Genomic DNA, 24,962 nt, shown 5'->3' with positions numbered 1-24,962 from the left:
GGACTCTTTGCATTTCACTCTATGCAGCGGGTAGCTCACCTTCGGAGCGGCCTTCAACAGAAGTTCGCAGTTCAGCATGCTATCCCACTCTATTCCCGACTGAAATCTGCCCTACTTCCCGCCGTCCCTCACCGGCACGCCGAAGTCCGGCGTACCGTCGGCGTTCCAGCGCAGGCGCTGGGCGCGGGTGTGACGGTTCGGGTCGTAGAGCGGGTCACCGGTGATCTCCTTATAGTTACGGGCATGGTAGATCAGCACATCCCCGCCGTGCTCATCCACGGTGAAGCTGTTATGGCCCGGGCCGTACTGCCCGTTCTCCTCACTGGTCTGGAACACGGGCTCAGGATGCTTGGTCCAGGATGCAGCGTCCAGCAGATCGCTGTCCTCGTCTGCGGTAAGCAGCCCCATGCAATAGTTGTGATCGGTGGCGCTGGCCGAGAAGCTCATGAAGATCCGGCCGCCCCGCTTCAGCACGGCAGCCCCTTCGTTTACCTTGAAGCCGATGACCTCCCAAGGATACTGCGGCGAAGAGATCATCGTCTGCGGACCCTTAAGCGTCCAGCCGTTCTCCATGGCTGAGATATACAGATTGGAGTTCCCGTCAATCTCCGGGTCCTTTTGCGCCCATACATAGTAATGCACGCCCCTATGCTCGAACGTTGTAGCATCCAGGGCGAAGGATTCCCAGGCGGTTCTCACCTGCCCCTTCTCGGTCCACTCCCCTTCCAGCGGGTTCGCTGAAGTATTCTCCAAGGCGTACATCCGGTGGTCGAACAGACCTTCCTTCGTCTCCGTGGTCCGGGCCGCCGCAAAGTAAATATACCATTTGCCGTCCATGTAATGGATTTCGGGTGCCCAGATATTGGCGCTGAGCGGACCGCTCTCATATTTACGCCAGACCACTACCGGCCGTGCTTCCCGAAGCCCCTCAATCGTTAACGCTCTGCGGACTTCAATCCGGTCATATTCAGGCACAGAAGCAGTGAAATAGTAATAGCCGTCGGTATGCTTGTATACCCAGGGATCTGCACGCTGTTCGACAAGCGGGTTAGTGTACTCTCTATTTGTATTCATTATGGTTTCTCCTTTGATGGTCTTGTCTCTGTCAGCCCTTCACTCCGGAGATGGCAACAGATTCAATAATTTGCTTTTGGAAAACAAGGAAGATAATCAGCATCGGCAGCAGGGCAATAATCGAAGCCGCCATAATCAGCGGGTAGTCCGTCTGGATTGCATAGGTCGCATTGAAGTTGGCGATAACCAGCTGGAGGGTCTGCTTCTCCGGTGAATTCAGATAGATAATCGGAGACAGGTAGTCGTTCCAGATACCCATGAACCACAGAATCAGCTGTGCAGCCACCGCCGGCTTGATCAGCGGGAAGGTGATGGAGCTGTACAGGCGGAAATACGAGCTTCCGTCGATTTTGGCCGCTTCGATAATCGCATTCGGCACACTGCTCAGATACTGCCGCAGGAAGAAGATCATGACGATATTACCGAATAAGCCCGGCACAATCAGCGGCAGCAGCGTGTCAATCCAGCCCAGCTTCGAGAACATGAAGAACTGCGGAATCATGACTGCCGGATAGGGAATCATCAGGGATGAGAGCATCAGCAGGAATATTTTATTTTTACCGGGAAACCGCAATTTAGCAAAGGAAAACGCCGCAAGACTGGAGGTGAACGTACCAACGATCGTTACCGTGACGGCGATAATCAAGCTATTCTTGATCCCGCTCAGCAGCGGCCCCGCCTCCCAGATCTCACTGTATTTATCGAAATGGAACGGCCGCGGAATCCACACCGGAGGCAGAGCGAACACATCCTGCTTATCCTTGAATGAGGTGGACAGCATCCAGAGCAGCGGGCCGATCATGAACACCGCGCCGATTAAAAGTAGAACAAAGATAATGCTATGGGTAACTCTTCTTCTGCTCGTCATATTTATGGTCTCCTCCCTCTTCGGTTAATCGACATCGAACGATTGCTTCTCGTTCATTCGGAATTGGATAAGAGTCACAACAAATATGAACACGCCGAGGAATACCGCCATAGCAGAGGCATAGCCCATCTGGAAGTTGCCGAAGGCTTTTTGCCAAATGTAGAATACCACGGAGGCTGAAGCATATTCAGGTCCGCCTGTAGGGGTCATAATGTTCATCTCGGTAAAAATTTGCGATCCTCCAATAATGTTGGTCACGATGATGAAAAACGTTACCGGGCGCACCATCGGCCAGGTGATATGCCAGAAGGACTTGAAACCGTTCGCTCCATCCAGCTCCGCCGCTTCGTAATAAGATCTGGAGACACTCTGCAGCGCCGCCAGATAGAGCAGCATTGTATAACCGAGGCCCTTCCATACCGCCATAATGATCAGCGCCGGCTTAACCGTATATTTATTCGCCATCCAGTTCGGCCCGCTGATCCCGAAGAGATCGAGGAACTGGTTGACGAGACCATAATCACCGTTATAGGCCCAGTTCCACATGATCGATACTGCGGCCAAAGAAGAAATAACCGGAACATAATAGATGACCCGGAATGCTGTAGTCCCGGGCACTCCCCGGTTAAGCCCAAGCGCCAGCAGCAGCGCCAGCGTAATGCCGATCGGAATGCCAAGCATCATGAACAAGGTATTGAATAAGGCCTTATGGAACAGCTCATCCGACCACAGATCCTTGAAGTTGCTAAGTCCGATGAAGTTCATTTGGCCGAGTCCATCCCAATCCGTGAATGAGCCATAGATTGAATAAATCATCGGGTAGAGCGTAAAGATCAGCAGTCCCAGCAGCGGAGGCAGGATAAACAGAAATCCGTAGATTTTCTCCTTGCGGTACAGATTGGACTTAACATTCACTAGAATCACCTCAAATTCGGATAGTCTATAACTTTCCCCACAAAGTGATGCATCAGCTCCGATGAGTATTCAGATACTTTGCGGGGTCTCCAAAATATATACAAGTTCATCTCAGAATAAAGTGATGCCGGCCCGCTGTTACAGGAGACCGAGCATCACTTTGTATGCTAGATAAGAACGGTGTACCGCTTATTTCTTGGATTTCGCCTCTTGCTCGACCGCTTTATCCAGCAGCTTCTGCATCTTCGGCTGTTCCGCCTTCACATATTCCTCCGGGGTAACCTTACCGTCAAGTACCGGCTGGATATCCGTGTAGAACAGGTTATACCATTCAGCATTGTACGTGTAGTGGCCGGGCAGCACCCGTCCGTATTCATTCACGACCTGGAGGAATTCTTCCTTGTTCGCCGGTTTGGTCGTAGTATCAGCGGCCCATTCCTTAGCCATATCCATCAGGTTCGGGATTTGCACCTTAGCCTTCACCAGCGCTTCCATTCCCTCCTTAGAGGCTGTCAGATAATTGATCAGATCCACGGCTTCATCGGGATGCTTGGTTTTGGCGGAGGCACCGATACCCAGTGAGCCGGTCCATGTTGCGGATTTGCCTGTGGAGCCGGCAGGATAAGGAATCAGATCATAATCGAAAGGCAGCTTCTCATAAGTGCTCATATCCCACGGCCCTACAGGGAAGAAGGCCATTTCACCTTTCATCCAGCGCTGGTAGGTATCCAGAGTCTGTGCTTGTTCTGTGGACGGCGTAATGCCGTATTTAAGCTGCATGTCAGTGAAGAATTGCAACGCTTCGATAAACTTCGGATCATCAATGGTAACCTTGGTCTTGGTAGCATCCAGCCAGTCCGCCCCGTTACTCCAGACGAAGGAAGGCAAGGCCCACTGCACGTTGAAGCCTGCGCCGAATTGATCCAGCTTACCGTCCCCGTCCTTGTCAATCGTCAGCTGCTGAGCGACTTTGATGAATTCATCCCAGGTGTACGGTTTGTCTTTGTCCGGCAGCGGGATACCCGCAGCTTCGAACATGGTCTTGTTATATCCGAGTGCGAACGGGCCTACGTCCTTAGGCATCCCGTACAAATTGCCTTGCCCGGCCATGGTGCCGTCGTAACGGTACAGATCCACGCCATATTTCCAGATGTTATTCAAATCAATATTAGGGTTCTTCTCCACATAGCTGGTCAGGTCCAGCAGCACGCCGCTGTTCACATAAGCCTTCAGGTCGCCGGATTCAAAATAAAATACGTCCGGCACGCTGTTCCCCGTAATAGAGGCTTTCAGCTTAGTCGCATATTGATCTGCCGCAGTCACAACGATCTTAACCTTGACGTTCGGATGATCGGCTTCATATTTTTTCACAACACCTTCATAAGCCTTCTGCTCATCGGTTCCCCCGCGGAACATGAACGTAAGATTCTTGGTTTCCTTGGAATCCTTGCTGCCTGCATTCGCCGTAGCTTCGCTTCCGCTATTGCCCCCGGACGATGCATTGTTCTTCCCGCCGCAGCCTGTAAGTACAACCGATACCATCAGAACTAACGACAGCAGTGTGAACCAGCCCTTTTTCTTTAACACTGTAACCCCTCCTAGGATTTGCTGAGCAACTCGATTGATACAATCTATATAGAAGAACTAGGGAACCTCACCGGCTCTGTTAGTTCAAGCTACCGCATGTTGTGCTATGTTTCACACTTTAATTAAATAATTGAGAAACAATTGAATGTATTCGCTTACAGGTATAAAATAGCATATATAAAGTGGAGTGTAAATATAAAAGTATAAATCTTTTTATAGTTATTCAAATCAAACGTTAATTATTGCTTTTTTACTGAAAAAAATCATTTAATATTGACTTAATGGTGCATTAAGTATTCATGTTTATATAAAACAAACAGAGCTTAACTTTTACTTTTAGCTTAAATTTAATCGTTTTCTACAAATAAAGGCAGGATACTTTCCTTTTTGGGCGGGTTAGTTTATAATTTTATAAAATAGTTTCGATTCTCATGACCTCAGTGGAAGAAGGTATTCTAAATATGATTTATATTAAAGATCTGATGAGCGGGATTGATATCTTCAAGGCGCTCAGCTCGGAAATCCGCATCCAGATTCTTGAGCTGCTGGCGACCAATCAGGCCCTGAATCTCAACGAAATTGCCAAGAAGCTGAATCTCAGCAACGGGGCGATTACAATGCATATCAAGAAGCTGGAGGAGAGCGGCTTAATTGAGATTAATACTGCCGTAGGCAAGCACGGAATTCAGAAGGTCTGCTATCTGAATAAGGATAAGCTGATGGTGGATCTGCGGAGCAAGGATGTGGATAATCTGTACGAGGTCGAGATTCAGGTGGGCCATTACAGTAATTATCAGGCCGTTCCGACCTGCGGTCTGGCCACCAAGGATAGCATCATTGGGGACTTCGACGAGCCGCGTTACTTCGCCGATCCCCAACGGATCGATTCTGAGATCATCTGGATGGCCGAAGGCTTCCTGGAGTACCGCATCCCTAACTATCTCAAAGCCAACCAGACCTTCCGGGAAATCCAGTTCTCCATGGAGATTGGCTCCGAGGCTCCCGGGTTCAACGACAATTACCCCTCGGATCTGTACTTCTATGTGAACGGCATCGAGATCGGCTTCTGGACCAGCCCCGGGGACTTCGGCGACATGCGCGGCACCTTCAACCCGGATTGGTGGCCTCCCCATCTCAACCAGTATGGCATGCTGAAACTGATCCGCATCAATCAGGAGGGTAGCTTCATTGACGGCTGCCGCATCTCAGACATCACCTTGGACGACATTAAGCTGGATTACAAGAGCGAGCTGACCTTCCGTATTGCCGTCACCGACAAGCCGGTCAACAAGCGCGGCTTGACCATCTACGGCAAGCATTTCGGCAATTACAGCCAGGATCTGCTGGCGCGTGTGCTCTACAATGTGCATGAGGTCGAAGACCCTTCCGGCCGGGTGACCACAGCGGGAGTGGCCGATTGACCGTTTATAACAGACAGCCGCTTCCCCGCCGCCGCTGGCATAAACTCGAAGTATAATTGTCCCGGCCTTAACCCACACTAACGAATGTCTTTCAAACTACCGTGAGGGAGTGTTTCGAATGCGTGAAGGGTTGATACCAGCCGTACTGGGGACCGTAGTTACTGCTTCGAGTGCAGCTTTTCTGGGGAGCAGATATAAGATCGCGGCAACCGGCATTCTTGGATTTGGTCTGGCACATATTGTACTCGGCACCATCGATTTGTTCGAACACCGGTAAGCCTACTTGGAAGATGACCGGACCCTATCCTTCGGATAGGGTCCGGTTTGCTGTGTTATTTAAGCAGGAACGGCTAATGCGCCCCTTTGTACAGATGGTATTTGTACTTCTGTCTCACTCGCCCCGCAGCAACACAACCCACATGCCCCAGTAGCGCCGATTATATGCTGTTTTTAACATACATCTTGGCCTATGTGCCTCAGTAGCGCCGATTGTATACTGTTTTCCACATACATCTTGGCCCGTGTACCTCAGTTGCGCCGATTGTATGCTGTTTTTAACATACATTTGGTTCATGTGCCCTCAGTGGCGCCGATTATATGCTGTTTTCCACATACATTTGGTTCATGTGCCTCAGGTGGCGCCGATTGTGTGATTTTGGTCCACATCAAGATCAAAGAAGGTCCTTACCCAATTTCAGGTAAGGACCTCCCATACAACCTCAACCATATATGAAGCTCTAAAGAATTTAACAAGAAGCAAAAAGGAGCGGAGGGGAAATTTGGAACTGTAGGAGCGTTAGCGTCCGCCTTTGTCTGCGGATTTCTACCGCGAACAGCGGTATTAAATCAAGAAACCTGGAGACAACAGCGGCCGTAAGTCCAAATGTTCTCCGCAGTGACGATTATGCTTCAAGTTCTTATGTGCGCTAGAAGTCCAAATGTTCCCCGCAGTGACGATTACGCTTCAAGTTCTTATGTGTGCTGAACAAGTTCAATTCCTTAGCAGCTTCATTTCACAGCCACATAGAACAGCCGCTGCGCCGAATCATCCGCCGCCACCCACTCGAAGTCCGCATACACCGACACCTCGCTGAATCCGGCGGCAAGCAGCTCCTGCTTCATCCACTCCGGGTCATAGGCACGCTGGGTGTGGGTCTCTTCGAAGCGGCGGTACGTGCCTGTGCGGCCCTCCTCGCGGGCGAAGATGGATAGGTGATGTTCAATCTCCCGGCGCTGCTCATCCAGCTCACAGGTCCAGATGTAGGAGATGTCCGGCTCATCCAGCACAAAAGGCTGCTCTTCCTCATAGCGGATCAGGGTGTTCGGATGATGTACATCGAACAAGAAGGTCCCGCCCGGCTTCAGTCCGTCATACGTACTGGAGAACACAGACCGGATGTCCTGCTCCTCCAGCACATAATTCAGACAGTCACAGAAGGAGATGACGGCATCCACCGGCTCCGGCAGCTCCCATTCCTTCATGTTCTGCTGAACCCACTGCACGCTGCCCTCCCGCAAAAAGCGCCGTCCCTGCGGCTGCTGCTCCAGCTTCCGCTGGGCAACGGACAGCATGTCCGAAGAAAGGTCAATCCCCGTCATGTGGTAACCAGCAGCAGCCAGCGGAATCGTCAGGCTGCCGGTACCGCAGCCGAGCTCGGCTACCGTGCGCGGCTTGCCGTATTTGCCCCATGCCGTCTCAGCAAAGGCCAGCCAATCCGGATACGGCATATCCGCCATAAGCGCATCGTATACATAAGCAAATTTGCCATAGGAAGACACTGCGTACACCGCTTTCTCTATACTATTGGTTGTCAGAATCGCTGTCCGGTCCGGCCTGCTCCTCTTCGCGGGCAGCCAGATAGGTCCAGTTCTCCTTCTGGACAACCAGCCCTTCCTTCATCAGCTTGCCAAGCGCACGCTTGAACGCTGATTTGCTGATGCCGAAGCGCTGCTTGATAATATCAGGAGGCGTAGCATCCGAATACGGCATTCCGCCGCCCGGACGGGAAGCCAGAAAATCAAGCAGAGCCGCGGAATCCACATCACGGCCCACTTCCTTGCGGTGGCCCATGCTGAGGTTGACGCGGCCATCCTCGCGGATATGCGCCACGCGCGCTTCAATCACTTCGCCCAGACGCAGCAAACGGGTGCGTTCAGAGGAGTGGACCATACCGATGATACCGAAGCCAAGTACACCGGCGTCTATAAGCACGAAGGTGCCCATCTGCAGCGGCTTGTACACCCGGGCGGTGACACTCTGCCCCTGCCAGGATTCCGGTGCAGGCAAGGCCAGCGGCGCAAGCTCCTGCTCGCCGGCCAGCTTGGCACGGAGACGTCCCTGCTTGTCATGCTCCATAATTGCGAAGACCTTGTCGCCAATCTGCGGACGCAGCTCCACCAGCTCGGGAAGCTCGCTGAGCGGCAGCAGCAGCTGCCGTCCAAGCCCCATCTCCAGGAAGCAGCCCAGCCGCGGATGGATATCCGCCACCTCCAGCAGCGCCATCTCGCCAAGCGTCAGATAAGGCTTCTTCATCGTAGCCGCAGGACGGTCCTCGGTATCAAAGAAGAGGAACACCTCAACCTTGTCGCCGATCTTCGGCTTACTGCCCACAAGCTCGGTGTAATGAAGCATGATATCCTGGTCGCCTGCGCTCAGGAAGTACCCGTAAGGGGATACCTCCCGCATCACTTCAAGGGTAACCGTAGTGCCTGCAATCAGACTCATACCGTCTCCACGACCTTGGCATCCGACCACAGACGCTCAATATTGTAATATTCACGTTCATCGCGGTGGAAGACATGGACGATCACGTCGCCAAGGTCCATCAGTACCCAGCGCGCTGCATCCATCCCCTCAATGCCTTTGATCATTCCGCCAGCTTCATGAACTACCTTGCGCACCTCAGTGGCAATCGCCTGAACCTGGGTATCGGAATTACCGTGGCAGATGATGAAATAATCGCTGATCGGCGACACACTGCGCAGATCAAGAGCCACCACGTTCATTGCTTTTTTATCCTGAACGGCGTGTAACGCCAGCTCAAACAGCTTGTTTGATTGTACACTCATATTTTATCCTCCAATGTTCTAACTAAATCGTTGCGCGCCAGCACCGTAAGCGGAAATACGACCCTGCGCTTCTCCAGCAGCACGCGTATAGTGGAATCCAGTCCGGCAATCAGCCCTTGCTCCAGACTGACCTTCGCCAGCCTGCGGATCTCCTCCACACCAGGGAAGTCCCGACCCGGCTCAATATAATCAGCCAGACAGACGATCCGCTCCAGCAGGCCCATGTTCTCCCGTCCCGAGGTGTGGTAACGGATCGCGTCCAGCACCTCCGAATCCTGAATACCATAATCATGTTCGGCGGTATAAGCACCCACCTCAGCATGCCATAGCTGCTTGTCATATTTCAAAAGCTCGGCGGATAATCCATTCTGTTCAATGATCTCCCGCATCCGTTCTACCGGCCAATACTTGGCCACATCATGCAGGATGGCGGCGGTCTCGGCCCGCTGCGGGTCAGCGCCATAACGCTGCGCCAGCTTCACAGCGGACTCCATCACCCCGAGTGTATGCTTCCAGCGTTTGTCCGGCATCTGGCCGGATACCGCTTCAATCAGCGCTTCACGGCTGTACTCCATACAATCCACTCCTTTGAACATATTCATACACAGCATCCGGAACCATATAGCGGATCGACTTTCCTTCGGCGGCCCGGGCTCTGAGCATGGTGGAGGAGAGATCGACCAGCGGCATATCCGCCAGCAGTACTCTACCCGCAATGAACTCCGGCAGCAGTCCCAGATCCAGCGGAGTGCCCGGGCGTCCGACACCGATGAAGGTCAGCCGCTTCACCAGCTCTTCGATCCCCTGCCACTTGGGCAGATACTGAACCATATCCGCACCCACGATGAAAAAGAACTCATGCTGCGGATATTCCTCCTGCAGACTGATTACCGTCTCCAGCGTATAGGATACTCCGCCCCGCACAATTTCCCAGTCAAGAATGCCAAAGGAAGGGTGATTCTTCACCGCTCCCTCCACCATCGCCAGCCGCTGTTCACCGGTGGCCCCGGCCTCATGCTTATGAGGCGGGATATGCGAAGGCATGAACCAGACCTCCTGCAGAGCGTAGCTCTCACGCGCCGTCTCAGCGGCCATCATATGGCCGATATGCAGAGGATCGAAGGTCCCTCCCATTATGCCTACTCTCAAGAGGTCAACCTCCTATCTTGGAAGCTCAATCGTTTTGTTGTCGCGTGATTCTTTGTACAGAACGATAGTCTTGCCGATCACCTGAACAAGCTCCGAACCGGACTGCTCGGCAAGCGCGGCACCAATTTCCTTGGGATCATCAGCGTTGTTATTCAGTACACTGATCTTCATCAGCTCGCGTTTCTCAATAGCTTCTTCAATGTGACGGATCAGATGATCGTTTACGCCGCCTTTGCCGACCTGAAATACAGCATCCAGATGATGAGCCAAAGAGCGCAAATAACGTTTTTGTTTGCCTGTTAACATAAATGTGAAAACTCCTTAATTAACATATATTATTACCCTGTTCAGTGAAAATCATTTGCCCGGCACCTGGCCGAGGCAATCCGCAATAGTCTGCCGCATAATCGCTGCGGGTGCCGCAAGACCTGTCCAATATTCCAGGGCGTAAGCTCCCTGGTAGACGAACATGCCCAGCCCGCCGTGAACGGTGCAGCCGCGCTTCAGGCTCTCTGTAAGCAGCCGGGTATGCAGCGGATTATAGATCAGATCGCTGACGATCATCCCTTCATGCAGCCCGGCCGGGTCGATCGGCATGTCCTCCATATGCGGATACATGCCTACCGATGTCGTATTGATTACGATATCCATGCTGCCAAGCACGCCGGGAACGGCATCCATCCCTGCTCCGGCTATGCTGCCCCGGCTGCTGAAGCTATCTGCCAGCTGACGGGCCCGTTCCTCATTACGGTTCACAATTAGGACCGAAGCCGGCCGCTCCTTCAGCAGCGCCGAGACAATCCCTCTGGCCGCACCGCCGGCTCCAATCACTAGAATACGGGTGCCGGTGAGATCCGGCGCAGCCTCTGTCTTAAGCGAGCGGACATATCCGATCCCATCTGTATTGAAGCCGGTCAATATCCCATTGTCATTAACGATGGTATTGACTGCGCCGACATCCACCGCACTTGAATCCAGCCGGTCCAGATACTCCATCACGGCAACCTTATGCGGAATTGTTACATTCACGCCCCGGAAGCCAAGCGTCCGTATCGCCTGCACCGCATCGCCCAGCTTGTCCGGCGTGATGTGCAGCGGCACGTAAGCCCCGGAGAGACCGAGCGCCTGGAGCGCCGCCCCTTGCATCAGCGGGGATTTGGACTGGGCAATCGGGTCGCCCATCACGCCCAGCAGGAGCTCCCCGTGACTCTGCGTATTCCTGCCTGTCTCAGTCATGCCGCCTTCCTCCTGTACAATTAGATCAGCGACGGACGGGTTAGCACCTTGACCCCGCGCGGCACATGGACAGCTACTACCGCTCCGGCTGTACCGTTCACCTTGATCCAGCCCAGGCCCGAGATGAACAGGTCGGTCTCACTGTTTCTCGCGATACGGAATTCATGCCGCTGCCACTGCGGCAGCTTGTCCATGTCGGCAGTTCCCGGCGGAGACAGCAGCTCGCCCCGGTGGTCTTGGTACAGGGAATCAGCACGCTCCAGCTTCGTGCGGTGAATCTTCAAGGTGCCGCTGATGAAGCAGGTGAAGGACTGGCGTTCCCCCTGAATGAAGTCGAAGCGTCCCAATCCGCCGAAGAACAGCGACTGGCCTTCATTCAGCTGATAGACCGCAGGCTTGAGCGGATTCTCAGGCATCACTGCGCCCAGATCCTTGCGCTCGACCAGCTCACTGTAGCGCCAAGGATATACGATCCCAGGCGTATCAATGATGGAATGGCCGTCATCCAGCGGGATTTTGACCATATCGAGGGTGGTGCCCGGATAACGGGAGGTCGTCAGCTCCTCTTCCAGGTCACTGTAATCGGAGATCAGCCGGTTGATCAAGGTGGACTTGCCTACATTGGTAGCCCCGACGACATATACATCACGCTGGCCGCGCAGCTCGGTAACGGCCTCCAGCAGACGGTCGAAGCCCTGATTGCGCTTCGCGCTGACCAGGACAATCTCCGCCGTGCGCAGTCCCTCTTCCTTGCAGCGCTGCTGCATCCAGTTGCGCAGCCGGTTCCAGTTGGTTACCTTCGGCAGCAGATCGATCTTGTTCACCGCCAGGATGACCTGATTGTTACCGACGAACCGCTGCAGCCCGGAAATCAGACTGCCCTCGAAATCGAACAGATCCACGATGTGGATCACCAGTGCATTCTTCTCCCCTACTCCGCTTAACAGCTTCAGGAATTCATCCTGATTCACCGATACGGAAGAGGCTTCATTGTAATTCTTGATCCGGAAGCAGCGCTGGCAAATTACCGGCTCCCGCCCGAAGGCGACCTCCGGGATATAGCCGGGAAGCTCCTTGTCCACGCTCTGGAGCTTAATGCCGCAGCCGCTGCATTTCTCTGGCCGCGTCTTTTCATCATTCATTGCATTCATTAAGATTTATCCTCCTCTTGCCACAATCCTTGCTTCCGCAGACGGGTCAAGGCAATCTGCTCCACTCTGCGGTTAATTCTTGTTCCTATTCCTTCATCCTTGACGGAGATGGGCAGCACGAGTACCGTGAACAGGCCCAGCCGGTTACCGCCGTATACATCGGTAAGCATCTGGTCGCCGACCACAATCGTCTGCTCCGGTCCCAGCTCCATCAGCTTCATGGCCCGCAGGAACGGGGAATTGCTGGGCTTCTTGGCCTGATGTACAAATTCAATATTCAGCGGGGTAGCAAAACGCGACACCCGGTCCATATTGTTGTTGGATACAATCACAAGCTTGAAGCCCAGCTCCTTCACCTTAGCGAACCAGAGCAGCAGCTCAGGAGTAGCCAGCGGCGCTTTGGCGCCGACCAGCGTATTATCCAGATCCGTAATAATTCCCCGGTATCCTTGGCGGTATAGCTCCTCCAGAGCGATATCAAACACCGTGTTTACCCGGAGCTTGGGGACTAATCTTTCGAACAATACCTTCACCTCATTTTCATACAGGAAACTTGTAACCCGGCGCTATAGGACTGCAAAAATCCCAGGGTCCGGCAGCATCTCATCACCATGGGGCGTTACTTGCCGGACTTCATGCTTTTTCGCAGCCGCAAAGCTTCAGTATACACGCTGTGCCAGTCTTTGTCTTCAATAACCTCAGGGCTGTAATTCGCCCGCTCGAACATCTTCAGCAGTGCAGCTAGACTGCCCTCAGCTTGCGGGCGTTCCACGCTCCACCGTGCCACGGATTCGCGCAGGGTCTCATGCTCTTTCTTCAGCATACCCTTCCTGCGCATATACCTTACCCAGCGCTCCGTTTCTGCGATAACTTTTTGCGCCGGAGTCGGCTGACCACCTAGACGCATACGTGTAATCAGGAAGCGCAGGCTTAACCGGCGCTGCCAGATCAGGAATAGGGTCCAGAGCAGGAGTACAGCGGCTGCTCCAGCCACAGCCCAGGTGCCGGGATGGAATCCGGCAGACTTGTCCGTCTGGCCCGATGCCGCCGGCTCAAGCTCTTCCGGCTCCTCTTCCTGCACTTCAGGCTGGTCCGGAATATCCTGCTCACTCTGCGTGAGCACCGGAACATCGAAACCGGGCGTGGCCTCTACAGGCACCCATCCGTAATCGCCGAAATAGATCTCGGCCCAGGAGTGGGCGTCTGCATTAGTAATCGTGTAGTTATTATTTACATAACCGGCAGCGCCCTGCTGAAGCATTACACTATCCGGAATCTCGGCCTGCTCTCCTGGAGCATATCCCTTCACCCAGCGGGCCGGTATATCCAGTGACCTCGCCATGGTGACAAGCGCCGTGGAATAGTAGTCACAGTATCCTTCCTTGATCTCAAACAGGAAGCTCTCGACCATGTCCTTGCTTTTGGCCCGGGAGGTATCCGGCTGATTCGTGTAAGGGAAAGAAGCTTGCAGATATTGCTGCAGCAGGATCGTCTTCTCGTAAGGCGTCTGCGCTCTCGCCGTAATCTCCTTGGCAAGCGCACTCACCCGCTCAGGATAGTTATCCGGGAGCTGTAGATACTGCGGGTCAATATCCCTGTTCCCGTAGAGCTGCCCGAAGGTCTGCTTGCTTAACTCCTGAAGGGGAACGATCGGCACCTCCGAGGTGACCACATAGGTCTGCGGATAAGCCCTTGTCTTGCCTCCGGGATTCCACAGCAGCTCACTGTCATTACTCCGCCAGGATAAGCCGCTGCTCTGCTCCTGACCATCCACCGAGTCTACCCCCGAGATCGAATAGCCGCCGAACAGAACCGGATAGCTGTTCCCCCCAAGCAGCTTGACGGTCTGCTTGAGCGTACGCGTCTCTGTCTTGGGGGCAACCGCGCGTTCCAGCGGCTCGCCCACCTGTACCTCGTTATGCGCTCCCCGGCCGGAGGTATCATCATCTGTCCAGCCTTTGCCCGAATACACGCTGCGGATCTCTCCGCGCATATAGGTGCGCAGATCGGAGGTCACTTGCATAACCGGCGAGTAATCGAAGTTGAAGCCCCCGCCAAGGTTGTCATCATTCAGGCTGTAGCCCGAGGTCGTCCCGTTTGCCGCTGACCCGCCGCTTGCACTGTCCCCGCCCCCGGAGGGTCTAGAAGAGACAGAGTTACCGTTCCACTTTTGCCAGGCAGTGTAGGGGTCGGTCAAGGTTGGACGCACGCCAGGCATGTTCACGCCGGCAAGGATGACCAGTGAGAATATAATCGCTATATTCAAGGCAACCTTCATCGGGTACCTCAGCATATAGGTCCAGCCGCGCGGATAGTGCAGCTGGAAATTCCTCAGATGCCGGGTGACCAGCCAGCCCATACCGGCGAAGACCGTCCAGGCTACCTCCTGCCACATTACCGCTGTCGTGAATGAATCCAGCGCGGCGAAGGCCGTGATATTCGCTGCGACGAACATCAGAATCCGCCCCTTGCCGTTGACCCACCAGGCGGACACAAGCAGCAGCGCCCAGGCCCCCAGCGCAAACCAGATGTAAGGAATCATCGACACCGCTATCCCGGGCAGCCGGTCAAGAAATGCCGGCAGCAGCGGATCAGGAATGTAAATCCCGTAACTGATAATCACGTTGTATACAATAAGTACCACTGCCGTGCCTTCCAGCACAATGCGGTACACTCTTTTGAACGGAAAAATGATTTCAATAGCTGTAACGGCCAGCAGGGTTAACGCCACAGAAACGGTGGTCTCCTGCAGCCAAAAGGGCACCGTATAGGACACCCACTGCATAGCGATAATGCTCAGCCATAGCAGCGTCAGCCCGTGATGCCACGAGGATCGTATCGCCTGGAACCAGTGCTTCATCGGACAGAATCACCTCCAAGTACCGCAGGAAGCTCCTGAAGTGTGCTGATGCTATGGCCGGTAACGCCATGCGAGTGCAGGATATTCTGCCACTCACCGGCCCGGTATTTCCCGGAAGGATGAAGAACATGAATATGGGAAGGCGTCATCCCCCGGTTCTCCGCCCAGCGCAGCGTATCCAGTACCGCTCTGCCGCTCTGCGGACTGATCAGTACGAAATACGATCCCTTGGGGAACAGCCGCTGGACACTCTCCAGCCTGTTAATCAGCGGCCCCTTGCCTTCCGCATTGATGTCAATTAAATACTGAATCATCTTTTGCCGCTCGGCATTGCCTTCCGCCGGACTGAACACCTTCGTATGCTTATCCAGACAGCACATTCCAATGCCGATCCGCTCCCGGATGCCGAAGCCGAGAAGAGATGCCGTGACTGAGACCGCCAGCTCGAATTGTGCGGAGTTGTAATAGCCGCTGGAGGTGCCGTCCAGCACCAGAATGGTTCTGGGAACAGATTCATGCTCGAATTCCTTGGACTTCCACTCGCCGGTCTTCGCCGTAGCATTCCAGTGAATGCGCGTCAGCCGGTCGCCGTAGACATAATCACGCACACCGTTGATCTGCGTGGTCTCACGCCTGGACTGCAGCAGCGATACCTGCGGCCCCGACAGGCGCGCCTTGCGCTCGTACAGCTGCCAGCGCGGCACTACGACGGCCCGGGGCATCACCCGGAACTGGCCTTCTGCCTTGAAGGTTCCCTTGTGCTCCATCAGACCGAAGATGTCCTCGCTGAGAATATCCGTATTCTCAAAAGAATAACGGCCCCGCTCCAGCAGCGGCGTCTGGAACAGCAGCTCGCCCCGTCCGCCCATGTTCGGAATCAGGCTCTCCTCGAATACCCAGGACTCTCCGTTATGGCGCTTCAGAATTTCCCTTACGATCACGTAGGGCAAAGGCAGAAATCCCGGAATGGTCACTTCCAGCTTCACCTTGAGAAAGCCCCCGGCATAGAGCAGATCCGGCTTATCCTGTTCGGAATAGAAGCTGCGCGTGCCTCTGGCCCGCCGGACCCCTTCAAGACCGCCAATGAACAGATACAGAATGAGAACTGAGACCATGATGAACAGCATGAACGAGGTTTTGCCGCCCTGAAACAGCACGTAGAAGAGTGTGATGACCCAAATCGCCAGAACGCCCGTGAACTTCCTCAGCTGTACCGCAGCGGCAGCCCGCGTAAGTAAGGCCCTCATCTTATTGCCTCATGGTTACAGGCACGTTAATGCTCTGAAGCAGCTTCTGGAGCAGGGAGTCCATGCTGACGTTGTCCAGGCGCGATTCCGGCCGCAGCAGGATACGGTGTCCCAGCGTATACGGGGTCAGGGTCTTCACATCATCAGGCAGCACATAGTCCCGTTCCTGGAGAAAAGCGTAGGCCTTACAGGCCATCATGAACGATAACGATGCCCGGGGGCTTGCGCCCAGCAGCACCAGCGGGTGCACCCGCGTCTGGCGGACCACATCCAGCAGGTAGTTCAGCACCGGCTCGCTGATGAACACATCGCGGATCTCCTCCTGAATGGCGGCGATCGTCTCCATGCTGGTTACGGGAGCCAGCCTGTCCACCGGCTGGCCCTGCTGATGGGTACGCAGCAGGTTTTTCTCGGTATCGGCATCCGGGTAGCCGAGGCTGATCCGCAGCATGAAGCGGTCCAGCTGGGCTTCGGGAAGGGTATAGGTTCCCTCGAAATCTATCGGATTCTGGGTCGCGCAGAGCATGAACGGATGCGGAAGGGGATAAGTCTCTCCATCGACCGTAACATTGCGTTCCTCCATGACCTCAAGCAGTGCGGACTGGGTCTTGGTGGTCGCCCGGTTGATCTCATCGGCCAGCAGAATATTGGTCATCACCGGGCCCGGACGGAAGTGGAACATCTCATCGCGCGGATGATAGACAGATACGCCGGTAATATCACTCGGCAGAATATCCGGGTTACACTGGATACGCCGGTATTCGCCGGACATCGACCGGGAGAGTGCGCGGATCAGCTGGGTTTTGCCAGTCCCCGGAACATCCTCAATCAGGACATGTCCGCCTGCTAACAGGGCAGTCAGCAGCAGTTCTATTTCAAAGCTTTTACCAAGAATACAGGATTCCAGATTAGTGCGGACAGCGTTCATTATTTGCGTAGATTCTTGACGTACGGGCATGTATGTTAAACCCTCCTATATCAGAATAAGCAGTAATATATACATTTTACATGATAGGAGTACCGAAAGTACATGTTAGGCCAAGTGAATTTGTAGAGTGGCATGCTAGATTTGTCCAAAAGAAACCCGTATCAGGCGGCGTACACCGCCTCCACATAAAAAGAGACCGCCATAGGCGATCCCGGAATCAACATATCTATATACATTCCATCTGCCGTCAGTTACCCCTTCGGCCGGACGACCAGCGCCGCCAGGAAAGAGAAGACAATCGCCGAGGAAATCCCGGCGCTGGTCACATCGAAGATCCCGGTGACGACACCGACCCAGCCATCGCGCTCCAGCTCAGTCAGCGCGCCGTGGACCAGTGAATTCCCGAAGCTGGTAATGGGCACGCTGGCCCCGGCTCCGGCGAATTTCACCAGCGGATCGTAGACGCCAAAAGCGTCGGCAGCCGCACCAAGCACCACCAGCGTACTCATGGTATGGGCCGGAGTCAGCTTCAGTACATCGAACATCAGCTGGCCGATCACGCATATTGCACCCCCGACCAGAAAAGCCCATAAATAAATCATGCTCCTTCACCTCCGCTCTCAATGGCAACCGCGTGGGCCACGCAAGGAATACTCTCCCCCTGCTGATAAGACAGCGGGGAGAGCAGCGCTCCAGTCGCCACGATTAATACCCGCTTCAGCTCGCCCTTCTTCATCCGGCCCATAATATGCCCGTAGGTTACTGTGGCTGAGCATCCCGCACCGCTTCCTCCCGCAATGACATATTTCTGCTTATCCAGGTCATACATCATCAGGCCGCAGTCATTAAAGACCGTCTGCTCCATAGGGATACCTTCCTTAGCCAGCAGATCCTTGGCAATGGGCAAGCCGATGGAAGCCAGATCCCCTGTAACAATCAGGTCATAATGCCCGGGCGAAAGCCCCGTATCGCGAAAATGAGCCGTAATCGTATCGGCGGCTGCCGGGGCCATAGCGGTTCCCATATTGAACGGATCTTTCAGCCCCAGATCCATGATGCGCCCAAGCGTTGCGTACACCACTTGCGGCCCTTGAACCGTCCCATCGTTCACTCCTACCACCGCGCAGCCGGAGCCTGTCACAGTATACTGGGCGGTTGGAGGCTTCTGCGAGCCATACTCTGTCGGATAGCGGAACTGCTTCTCGACCGTACAGTTGTGGCTGGCTGTGCCTGCCATTGCATACTTCCCGCCGCCGGAATCGATAATCATGGAGGCGATGGCAAGACTCTCCATCGAGGTGGAGCACGCCCCGAATACGCCAAGATAGGGCACGCCGAGCTTGCGCGCGGCAAAAGAGCTGCTGATGATCTGATTCATCAGATCCCCGCCGACGAAGAATTCCAGCTTCTCCTTATCCAGATTCGCATTCATCAGGGCGAGCTTGGAGGCTTTTTCAAACAGGGCGCGCTCTGCCTTCTCCCATGTCTTCTCGCCCATCTCCAGCGTGTCATAGATGAAGTCGAAGCTTGAGGCCAGCGGCCCTTCCCCCTCTTCAGGCCCTACTACAGCGGCGGTTCCGAGGATCACCGGACGGTTCGTAAATTCCCAGGTCTGACTGCCAAGCTGCTTCATCGTTAATGTGCACCTCCCCAGCCCATAACGGCATATACTACACCCACGATAAAAGCAGCAACGACGCCGAACACAATAACCGACCCGGCCAGCTTGAACATGTTCCCGCCCACGCCCAGCACCAGCCCTTCAGCCCGGTGCTCCAATGCGGCAGAGCACATGCTGTTGGCGAATCCTGTGACCGGCACCGCTGTGCCTGCACCGCACCACTGGGCGAGCTTGTCATACACCCCGAAGCTGGTCAGTATGACGGAGAGCAGAATCAGAATCGCCACGGTCGGGCTTGCCGCCTCTCTGGAGGTCATATCGAATATCGCCATGAATGCTTCCTGGATGCCTTGTCCCAGCACACAGATGAGTCCCCCGGAGAGGAAGGCGCGCACACAATTTTTGAATACAGGACGAGAAGGCACGTAAGGCTTGGCCAATTCCTGATAGGCCTTCGGGGTCAGACCGTCAAGGTTCAGCTTGACGCCTGACTTTTTTGTTTTTGCCGGCAATGCAGACACCCCCTGAACTGTTGGATACGAAAGGGACCGGGCAGCGGGTAAGCTGCAGTCCCGTCCCTTCGTGTTATGCAGAATTAAGTTTTCCTTATTATTCACTTCAGGCGGCCCCGTTATGTCCCTCCTGCTCAGGAAAAATAAAACAGCACAACAATCAGCAGCAAAAACAGAACCAGGATCAGTACCGCCTCATTCTCCCGCCCGTACCGGCGGCGGTACCGCCTGGGCAAGCTTTGCCGGCGGACCGGCACTTTGCGGAATCCGCTCCGGCTGCCTGCCTGGGCTACGCTCCCCGAGAGCCACATTCTCCTCGCTTCCTTTCTCCGGCTCCTGCCTGCAGAGCCCTTACCGTATAGTATTCGCACAGGGAGCCCTTGTGTTCATTTGCTCTTCCGGCATGGACAAGCGGCGTAAGAATGTTCATACTAGATGTCATAAAGGAGCGATATATGTATGAATACAGATACCCTTGAATTGTTCAAAACCTTAACAGAATTTCCCTCAGCCTCCGGCTTCGAGCGCGAGCTGCGTGCCTATGTCAAGGAGGCTATGACGCCTTATACGGACGAATTCGTGCAGGACCGGCTGGGCAGCCTGTTCGGCGTAATGCGCGGTGAAGCTAACGGTCCCAAGATTATGGTGGCCGGCCATTTCGATGAGGTAGGCTTCATGGTTACCGGCATTACAGACAACGGGATGATCCGCTTCACACCGCTGGGCGGATGGCTGGCTTCGGCCGTGGCCTCACAACGCCTGCAGATCATTACGCCGAAGGGTACGCTGAACGGTGTAGTCGGCAGTACACCCATCCACCTGCTGAGCGCAGATGAACGCGGCAAGGCCGGAGAGATCAGCAAGATGTACATTGATATCGGTGCGGACAGCCGCGAGGAAGCACAGAGCTTCGGAGTCGCTCCGGGACAGCAGGTCGTACCGGTATGCCCGTTCACGCCGCTGGCCAATCCGAAGAAGATTATGGCCAAGGCCTGGGACAACCGCTACGGTGTCGGACTGGCTATTGAATTAATGAAGGAACTGCACGGACAAGCCTTGCCGAATACGCTCTATTGCGGGGCTACCGTTCAGGAAGAGGTCGGGCTGCGCGGTGCCCGGACGGCTGCCAATCTGCTGGCCCCGGATATTTTCTTCGGGCTGGACGCCAGCGCCGCTGCTGATATGACCGGCGACCGCCAGGCCTTCGGCCATCTGGGCCAGGGCGCGCTGCTGCGTATTTTTGACCCGACGATGATTACCCACCGGGGGCTGATTGAATATGTGCAGGACACAGCCGACACTCATAAGATCAAATACCAGTATTTCGTCTCCCAGGGAGGAACAGATGCAGGTCAGGTACATCTCAGCGGAATCGGCATTCCTTCAGCAGTAATCGGGATCTGCTCCCGTTACATCCACACGGCAACCTCGATCATCCACAGTGATGATTATGCGGCAGCCAAAGAGCTGCTGATCAAGCTGGTCCAAGGACTGGACCGTACGACACTGCAGACAATTCTGGAGAACAGCTAATCAATCTCTCCACTTTTAAGAGTCGCAGACTAACGCAAACAGCCGCAGGGATAAGCTTATAGGCTTTCCCTGCGGCTGTATTTTTATGTTGTTAACACATAGGTTCTTAGCTCAACTTCGCGTATTGCTCCATCGCAGACTGATGAATCGGGTGATCCGCAGCAAGCCCCGTGTACTTCGTCAGTGCCGCTTCTGCTCCAAGCTCCGCGACTGCAGCTTGCAGCTCCACAGCTTCCGGATCATCGCCTGCCTTGAACAGCAGCGCACCGGCCATAGATCGCGTCAGCGCCGTGTAGCCCAGCCCTCTGTCATACGCCTGTGTTGCAGGGGATACCAAACGGTCATTCGGCGACAGCTTGCGCACCGGCGAACGCCCTACACGGGATACCTCATCGGTCAGCGCCGGATTGCGGAAGCGCTCCAGGATTTTATCGATATACTTACTGTGTTCCGCTGCATCGAAGCCATGCTTCTGGACCAGCACCGCGCCGGTCTCCTCCAGCACCTCACGAACCTTCGCCGTTAACGCCTCATCCGCCATGGCCTGCTGAATGGTCTCGTATCCTTCGAGGAAACCAAGGTACGCCGCAGAACAGTGGCCTGTATTCACAGTGAAGAGCTTGCGTTCAATATACGGCTCCAGATTCTCTACGTAATGCACCCCTTCAACCGGCGTATAGCCCGGGATCATCTGCGAGGCGTCCACCACCCATTCATAGAACGGCTCAACGACCACCTTCAGGATATCCTCATGCTGCTGGAGCGGAACGATCCGGTCCACTGCCGCGTTCGGAAAAGCAACCGAAGATTCAGCCTTCGCACGGCTCTCTTCATCCAGCTTCGCGTACACCAGCTCCTTGAGCTGCGCACTGCCGCCAATCGCATTCTCGCAGGCGATCACATGCAGCGGTGCGGAGGAGACAGCTACTCTTCGGCTGATGCCATCAGCCAGTACACCCGCGATATGCTTCAGAACCGATACGCCGACCGCCGTAGTAACCAGATCCGCTTCAGCAATGGCGGCCGCCACTTCATCTGCATGCGTTACACTGCTAAGAGCCGTAACATTCTTCACGATGACTGTTTCCTGACCGTCGCTGGCCAGCGTGACCGGGTACTCGCCGCGTTCCTTGAGCTGGGTCACAAAGGCCTCATTCACATCCACAAAAGTAACTTCATAGCCCGCCTGCGACAACAGCAGCCCGATGAAGCCCCTGCCGATATTGCCCGCGCCGAAATGGACCGCCTTCATTACTCCAGTCCTCCTTCAAAGATTGCAATAACATCAGCAGCCGTAGGAGCGTTCATGACGCGGTCAATGGCATCATCCTCGGTGAAAATCATCGCCACGTTCGTCAGAACCTCCATATGTCCGTCGCCTGCGGCTGCAATGCCGATGACTACAAACGCCGGCTCATCGCCGCCGAAATCCACCCCGTCCGGGAAGCGGATGATCGACAAACCAGTGGACTTAATATAAGGCCGCGCCTCCTTAGTACCATGCGGAATAGCCAATCCGCCGCCCATATACGTGGACACTACTTCCTCGCGCTCCAGCATCTTAGGAACATATTCCTCCGTGACATGCCCTGCATCGACCAGCAGCTTGCCCGCCATCTTGATGGCTTCATATTTATCGTTTGCGGCTCCGTGCATAATCACTTTATTTTCTGACAGTATACTCATATGGTTTCTCCCTCTTTCAACATTTATTTTGGAAAAAATGAAGCAGCTCCGAGGATAAATACCCCCGGATCTCGGACTCTGAACGTTCTTCCAGCAATTGAACCAGCTCGGAGTTCAGCAGAAGTGCGCTGATCTCGCTGAGCACCTCCAGGCTCTCCTTAGAGAGTCTGCGCGGAGCCAGCATGAGCAGAATGACTCGGACCTCTGTATTCCCCTCCAGAATTACGGGCTGATCGAGCCGGTACAGGGTCAGCGATGACAGGTGAATATGACTGCTTCTGGTATGGAACAGCGCCAGCGCGGTATCCGGAATCACTTGGCTGGTCATCCGCTCCCGTTCCAGCAGACGCTCCAGCACAATACCGGCATCTCCGACCACGCCGTTACCATTCAGTGTCTCCAGCATTTCCACTATCGTCGCTGACAGATCCATCCCCTTGTTATCAATGGGATGGAACCGGAACCGCTCCAGCAGGCTGACGATCTCATCCAGAATGCCCTTGTAGCTCCGGAGCCGTTCAAGCGAGCCCTCCTCCCGGACCGCCTGGTCCGGTTCACCGTTCCTTCCGTTCTCCCGTTCCCGCAGCGTCGTGTTCTGAATGTAATTCAGCAGCTTCTCGATCTCCTCCGCTGTGAGCAGGGGGCTGATCTTGATGTAACGCTCCTTGTCAATCGGCAGATCAATGGTAGATATAATCAGATCGTAATCTTCATCCGGCAGACGCGCCGCTTCATACCAGGAGATATTGCCGAGAATCTCGATCTGCGGCATTTCCTTGGTCAGCCGGGTAGCCAGCAGCCGGGAGGAGCTGAGGCCGCTGGCACAGACCAGAATGGCTCTTACGTTGCGCCTTAGCTGGTTCAGCCGCTCTGCGGAAGCTCCGAAATGCATGACCAGAAATCCGATTTCTTCATCCGGGATCTGGAGCTCCAGCTGCATATCCTCCACGGCTGCGCGGATGATGTTGAACAGATATTCGTAATCCCTGCGGATCGGGCCGAGCAGCGGGTTACGGATACGTGTGCCCTCCCGGATCCGTTTCAATGCCGGATCAATATGTTCCAGCAGACCTTCGCGCAGGGAACGGTCGCTCTGAAAGGGCAGCCCCGTCCGCTTGACCACGCTCTCGGTCAGCTTGTAAACAATCTCCATTAATTCAATATCTCCGTAAGCATAGCCCGATGAGGAGAAGGAATCCTGAACCCGGTCGAACAACCCGGCAATATACAGAATCTCTACCCGGGGAATCTTCAGCTCAAGCACCTCTGCGAGCTGCTGCACAAATCGCTCGGCTCCGGCAATGTTCCGGTGGTCGGACACCCTGGAATAGCCTGCTTCCGCCCCGCTGTCGATGCTCCGGCTAAGCTCAATCCGCCGGGTAGTGACTGCAAGGGCCAGGAGCATTTCCATATAGACAATTTCGGGCAGCTCCGCCGTCCATTTCCATTCCATATCCCACAGCGTATTCTCTACTTCCATGAGGTTGGACTGACCGACTGTAGTCAACAGCATGCGAAAAGCCGGATTGCTCTCAGCCAGAGAACCATGGCCGACCAGATCAGACAGATCCAGATGCTCGGCAGCCAACCGCCCAATCGCCCGACGCTTGTCGATCTCGCTGCCGGTGATTTCAACGCCGTAGCCTCTCCTTCGGACCAGCTCCAGCCCGAACTTACGGACCCACTGCTCCAGTTCATCCAGATCGTAGCTGATAGAAGCAACTGTAACCTTAAGGGAATGCGCAAGTGTGAACAGCTTCACCGGCTCCTCCGCCTCCAGCAGAACGCAGAGCTCGAATACCTTGCGGTCTTCGCCGGAATAATCCGCCGGCTTCTCTTCCCGCAGGAACAGGCGCAGCTCCGCAAGACCGGCCTCCGGGCCGCTCAATCCAATCCCTTTGCCTGATTTTTTGATCAGATCAAGACCAAAGTTCTCAAGCACGGATTCTATGTCCTCCATCTCCCGGTGTACGGTTCTTACACTTACCCCGGTAGCCTCGGCAATTTTTACAGCGGTAATCTCTCCACTGGCTTCGAGCAGAAGCCACAGGATCTGGCGCTGTCTGGCGGTAATTTTCGTCATTTCAGCTAACCCTCCGCCTTGC

General features: G+C 54.7%; 26 protein-coding genes. 3 read left to right on the top strand and 23 right to left on the bottom strand.

The features are described from left to right. Nucleotides 1-111: 111 nt before the first annotated feature. From NSS83_RS28100 to NSS83_RS28085, 4 genes are all read right to left on the bottom strand, one after another. Nucleotides 112-1,074 (bottom strand): family 43 glycosylhydrolase, encoded by a 963-nt coding sequence (locus tag NSS83_RS28100; RefSeq protein WP_341187655.1) that lies wholly within the window; start codon nucleotides 1,072-1,074, stop codon nucleotides 112-114. A gap of 31 nt (nucleotides 1,075-1,105) precedes the next feature. Next, the gene (locus NSS83_RS28095) at nucleotides 1,106-1,948 is read right to left on the bottom strand and encodes a carbohydrate ABC transporter permease (protein ID WP_036697963.1); all 843 of its coding nucleotides are present in this window, start codon (nucleotides 1,946-1,948) and stop codon (nucleotides 1,106-1,108) included. A gap of 18 nt (nucleotides 1,949-1,966) precedes the next feature. Beyond that, on the bottom strand, nucleotides 1,967-2,857 hold the full coding sequence (locus NSS83_RS28090) for a sugar ABC transporter permease (RefSeq protein ID WP_076155493.1): 891 nt from the start codon (nucleotides 2,855-2,857) through the stop codon (nucleotides 1,967-1,969). A 189-nt stretch (nucleotides 2,858-3,046) separates the two neighbouring features. Then, the gene (locus NSS83_RS28085; RefSeq protein ID WP_341187654.1) at nucleotides 3,047-4,444 is read right to left on the bottom strand and encodes a sugar ABC transporter substrate-binding protein; all 1,398 of its coding nucleotides are present in this window, start codon (nucleotides 4,442-4,444) and stop codon (nucleotides 3,047-3,049) included. Between the two features lie 461 nt (nucleotides 4,445-4,905). Between NSS83_RS28085 and NSS83_RS28080 the strand changes: the two genes are divergently transcribed. Together NSS83_RS28080 and NSS83_RS28075 are read left to right on the top strand one after the other, a co-directional pair. Then, the gene (locus tag NSS83_RS28080) at nucleotides 4,906-5,865 is read left to right on the top strand and encodes a winged helix-turn-helix transcriptional regulator (RefSeq protein ID WP_341187653.1); all 960 of its coding nucleotides are present in this window, start codon (nucleotides 4,906-4,908) and stop codon (nucleotides 5,863-5,865) included. A gap of 118 nt (nucleotides 5,866-5,983) precedes the next feature. Beyond that, nucleotides 5,984-6,142 carry a hypothetical protein gene (locus NSS83_RS28075; protein WP_036697952.1) on the top strand — a complete coding sequence of 53 codons (159 nt, stop codon included), beginning with the start codon at nucleotides 5,984-5,986 and terminating at the stop codon, nucleotides 6,140-6,142. A 731-nt stretch (nucleotides 6,143-6,873) separates the two neighbouring features. On the opposite strand, the gene NSS83_RS28070 is transcribed toward NSS83_RS28075, so the two are convergent. The 16 genes from NSS83_RS28070 to NSS83_RS27995 form a co-directional block, all read right to left on the bottom strand. Further along, the gene (locus NSS83_RS28070) at nucleotides 6,874-7,644 is read right to left on the bottom strand and encodes a class I SAM-dependent methyltransferase (protein WP_341188104.1); all 771 of its coding nucleotides are present in this window, start codon (nucleotides 7,642-7,644) and stop codon (nucleotides 6,874-6,876) included. A gap of 22 nt (nucleotides 7,645-7,666) precedes the next feature. Continuing rightward, complete coding sequence (locus NSS83_RS28065) at nucleotides 7,667-8,590, bottom strand: S1-like domain-containing RNA-binding protein (protein WP_341019671.1); 924 nt, start codon at nucleotides 8,588-8,590, stop codon at nucleotides 7,667-7,669. Further along, nucleotides 8,587-8,934, bottom strand: a complete 348-nt coding sequence (gene rsfS / locus NSS83_RS28060) for a ribosome silencing factor (RefSeq protein WP_036725699.1) — start codon at nucleotides 8,932-8,934, stop codon at nucleotides 8,587-8,589. Before rsfS ends, NSS83_RS28065 begins: the two co-directional genes overlap by 4 nt. Then, nucleotides 8,931-9,509 carry a bis(5'-nucleosyl)-tetraphosphatase (symmetrical) YqeK gene (gene yqeK / locus NSS83_RS28055; protein ID WP_341187652.1) on the bottom strand — a complete coding sequence of 193 codons (579 nt, stop codon included), beginning with the start codon at nucleotides 9,507-9,509 and terminating at the stop codon, nucleotides 8,931-8,933. The genes rsfS and yqeK overlap by 4 nt, the downstream gene beginning before the upstream one ends. After that, nucleotides 9,493-10,083: a nicotinate-nucleotide adenylyltransferase gene (locus tag NSS83_RS28050; protein ID WP_341187651.1), complete on the bottom strand. Its 591-nt coding sequence runs from the start codon at nucleotides 10,081-10,083 to the stop codon at nucleotides 9,493-9,495. The genes yqeK and NSS83_RS28050 overlap by 17 nt, the downstream gene beginning before the upstream one ends. A gap of 12 nt (nucleotides 10,084-10,095) precedes the next feature. Next, nucleotides 10,096-10,389: a ribosome assembly RNA-binding protein YhbY gene (yhbY, locus tag NSS83_RS28045; RefSeq protein WP_036697934.1), complete on the bottom strand. Its 294-nt coding sequence runs from the start codon at nucleotides 10,387-10,389 to the stop codon at nucleotides 10,096-10,098. Between the two features lie 51 nt (nucleotides 10,390-10,440). Then, nucleotides 10,441-11,319, bottom strand: a complete 879-nt coding sequence (gene aroE / locus NSS83_RS28040) for a shikimate dehydrogenase (RefSeq protein ID WP_341187650.1) — start codon at nucleotides 11,317-11,319, stop codon at nucleotides 10,441-10,443. A gap of 20 nt (nucleotides 11,320-11,339) precedes the next feature. Next, on the bottom strand, nucleotides 11,340-12,470 hold the full coding sequence (gene yqeH, locus NSS83_RS28035) for a ribosome biogenesis GTPase YqeH (RefSeq protein ID WP_341346949.1): 1,131 nt from the start codon (nucleotides 12,468-12,470) through the stop codon (nucleotides 11,340-11,342). Continuing rightward, nucleotides 12,470-12,994: a YqeG family HAD IIIA-type phosphatase gene (locus NSS83_RS28030; protein WP_036697929.1), complete on the bottom strand. Its 525-nt coding sequence runs from the start codon at nucleotides 12,992-12,994 to the stop codon at nucleotides 12,470-12,472. Before NSS83_RS28030 ends, yqeH begins: the two co-directional genes overlap by 1 nt. A 95-nt stretch (nucleotides 12,995-13,089) precedes the next feature. Then, a complete protein-coding gene (locus NSS83_RS28025; RefSeq protein ID WP_341187649.1) occupies nucleotides 13,090-15,330 on the bottom strand; it encodes a transglutaminase domain-containing protein in 2,241 nt (746 codons plus the stop codon). Continuing rightward, on the bottom strand, nucleotides 15,327-16,577 hold the full coding sequence (locus NSS83_RS28020; protein ID WP_341187648.1) for a DUF58 domain-containing protein: 1,251 nt from the start codon (nucleotides 16,575-16,577) through the stop codon (nucleotides 15,327-15,329). The genes NSS83_RS28025 and NSS83_RS28020 overlap by 4 nt, the downstream gene beginning before the upstream one ends. A 1-nt stretch (nucleotide 16,578) precedes the next feature. After that, nucleotides 16,579-17,535 (bottom strand): MoxR family ATPase, encoded by a 957-nt coding sequence (locus tag NSS83_RS28015; protein WP_340755715.1) that lies wholly within the window; start codon nucleotides 17,533-17,535, stop codon nucleotides 16,579-16,581. A gap of 221 nt (nucleotides 17,536-17,756) precedes the next feature. Then, nucleotides 17,757-18,107: a stage V sporulation protein AE gene (gene spoVAE, locus NSS83_RS28010; RefSeq protein ID WP_341187647.1), complete on the bottom strand. Its 351-nt coding sequence runs from the start codon at nucleotides 18,105-18,107 to the stop codon at nucleotides 17,757-17,759. After that, the gene (gene spoVAD / locus NSS83_RS28005) at nucleotides 18,104-19,138 is read right to left on the bottom strand and encodes a stage V sporulation protein AD (protein ID WP_341346948.1); all 1,035 of its coding nucleotides are present in this window, start codon (nucleotides 19,136-19,138) and stop codon (nucleotides 18,104-18,106) included. Before spoVAD ends, spoVAE begins: the two co-directional genes overlap by 4 nt. A gap of 2 nt (nucleotides 19,139-19,140) precedes the next feature. Continuing rightward, nucleotides 19,141-19,638, bottom strand: a complete 498-nt coding sequence (gene spoVAC, locus NSS83_RS28000) for a stage V sporulation protein AC (protein WP_341187645.1) — start codon at nucleotides 19,636-19,638, stop codon at nucleotides 19,141-19,143. A 134-nt stretch (nucleotides 19,639-19,772) separates the two neighbouring features. Then, nucleotides 19,773-19,949 carry a hypothetical protein gene (locus NSS83_RS27995; RefSeq protein WP_341149070.1) on the bottom strand — a complete coding sequence of 59 codons (177 nt, stop codon included), beginning with the start codon at nucleotides 19,947-19,949 and terminating at the stop codon, nucleotides 19,773-19,775. A gap of 148 nt (nucleotides 19,950-20,097) precedes the next feature. Between NSS83_RS27995 and NSS83_RS27990 the strand changes: the two genes are divergently transcribed. After that, on the top strand, nucleotides 20,098-21,171 hold the full coding sequence (locus NSS83_RS27990) for a M42 family metallopeptidase (RefSeq protein ID WP_036697912.1): 1,074 nt from the start codon (nucleotides 20,098-20,100) through the stop codon (nucleotides 21,169-21,171). A gap of 106 nt (nucleotides 21,172-21,277) precedes the next feature. Here the strand turns inward: NSS83_RS27990 and NSS83_RS27985 are convergent, their stop codons facing one another. Genes NSS83_RS27985 through NSS83_RS27975 form a run of 3 tightly spaced genes read right to left on the bottom strand, consistent with a single transcriptional unit; the run spans nucleotide 21,278 to nucleotide 24,940 of the window. Further along, the gene (locus NSS83_RS27985; protein WP_341346947.1) at nucleotides 21,278-22,423 is read right to left on the bottom strand and encodes a mannitol-1-phosphate 5-dehydrogenase; all 1,146 of its coding nucleotides are present in this window, start codon (nucleotides 22,421-22,423) and stop codon (nucleotides 21,278-21,280) included. Beyond that, a complete protein-coding gene (locus tag NSS83_RS27980) occupies nucleotides 22,423-22,857 on the bottom strand; it encodes a PTS sugar transporter subunit IIA (RefSeq protein ID WP_341019648.1) in 435 nt (144 codons plus the stop codon). Before NSS83_RS27980 ends, NSS83_RS27985 begins: the two co-directional genes overlap by 1 nt. Nucleotides 22,858-22,873: 16 nt before the next feature. Then, nucleotides 22,874-24,940, bottom strand: coding sequence for a BglG family transcription antiterminator (locus NSS83_RS27975; RefSeq protein ID WP_341346946.1), 2,067 nt, complete (start codon nucleotides 24,938-24,940; stop codon nucleotides 22,874-22,876). Nucleotides 24,941-24,962: the final 22 nt, after the last annotated feature.

It is taken from the genome of Paenibacillus sp. FSL H3-0469, assembly GCF_038051945.1.
In the GTDB taxonomy this organism is placed as follows: Bacteria; Bacillota; Bacilli; order Paenibacillales; family Paenibacillaceae; genus Paenibacillus_AQ.
The sequence above is the reverse complement of the archived record's forward strand: the minus strand, read 5'-3'. Positions and strand labels throughout refer to the sequence as shown.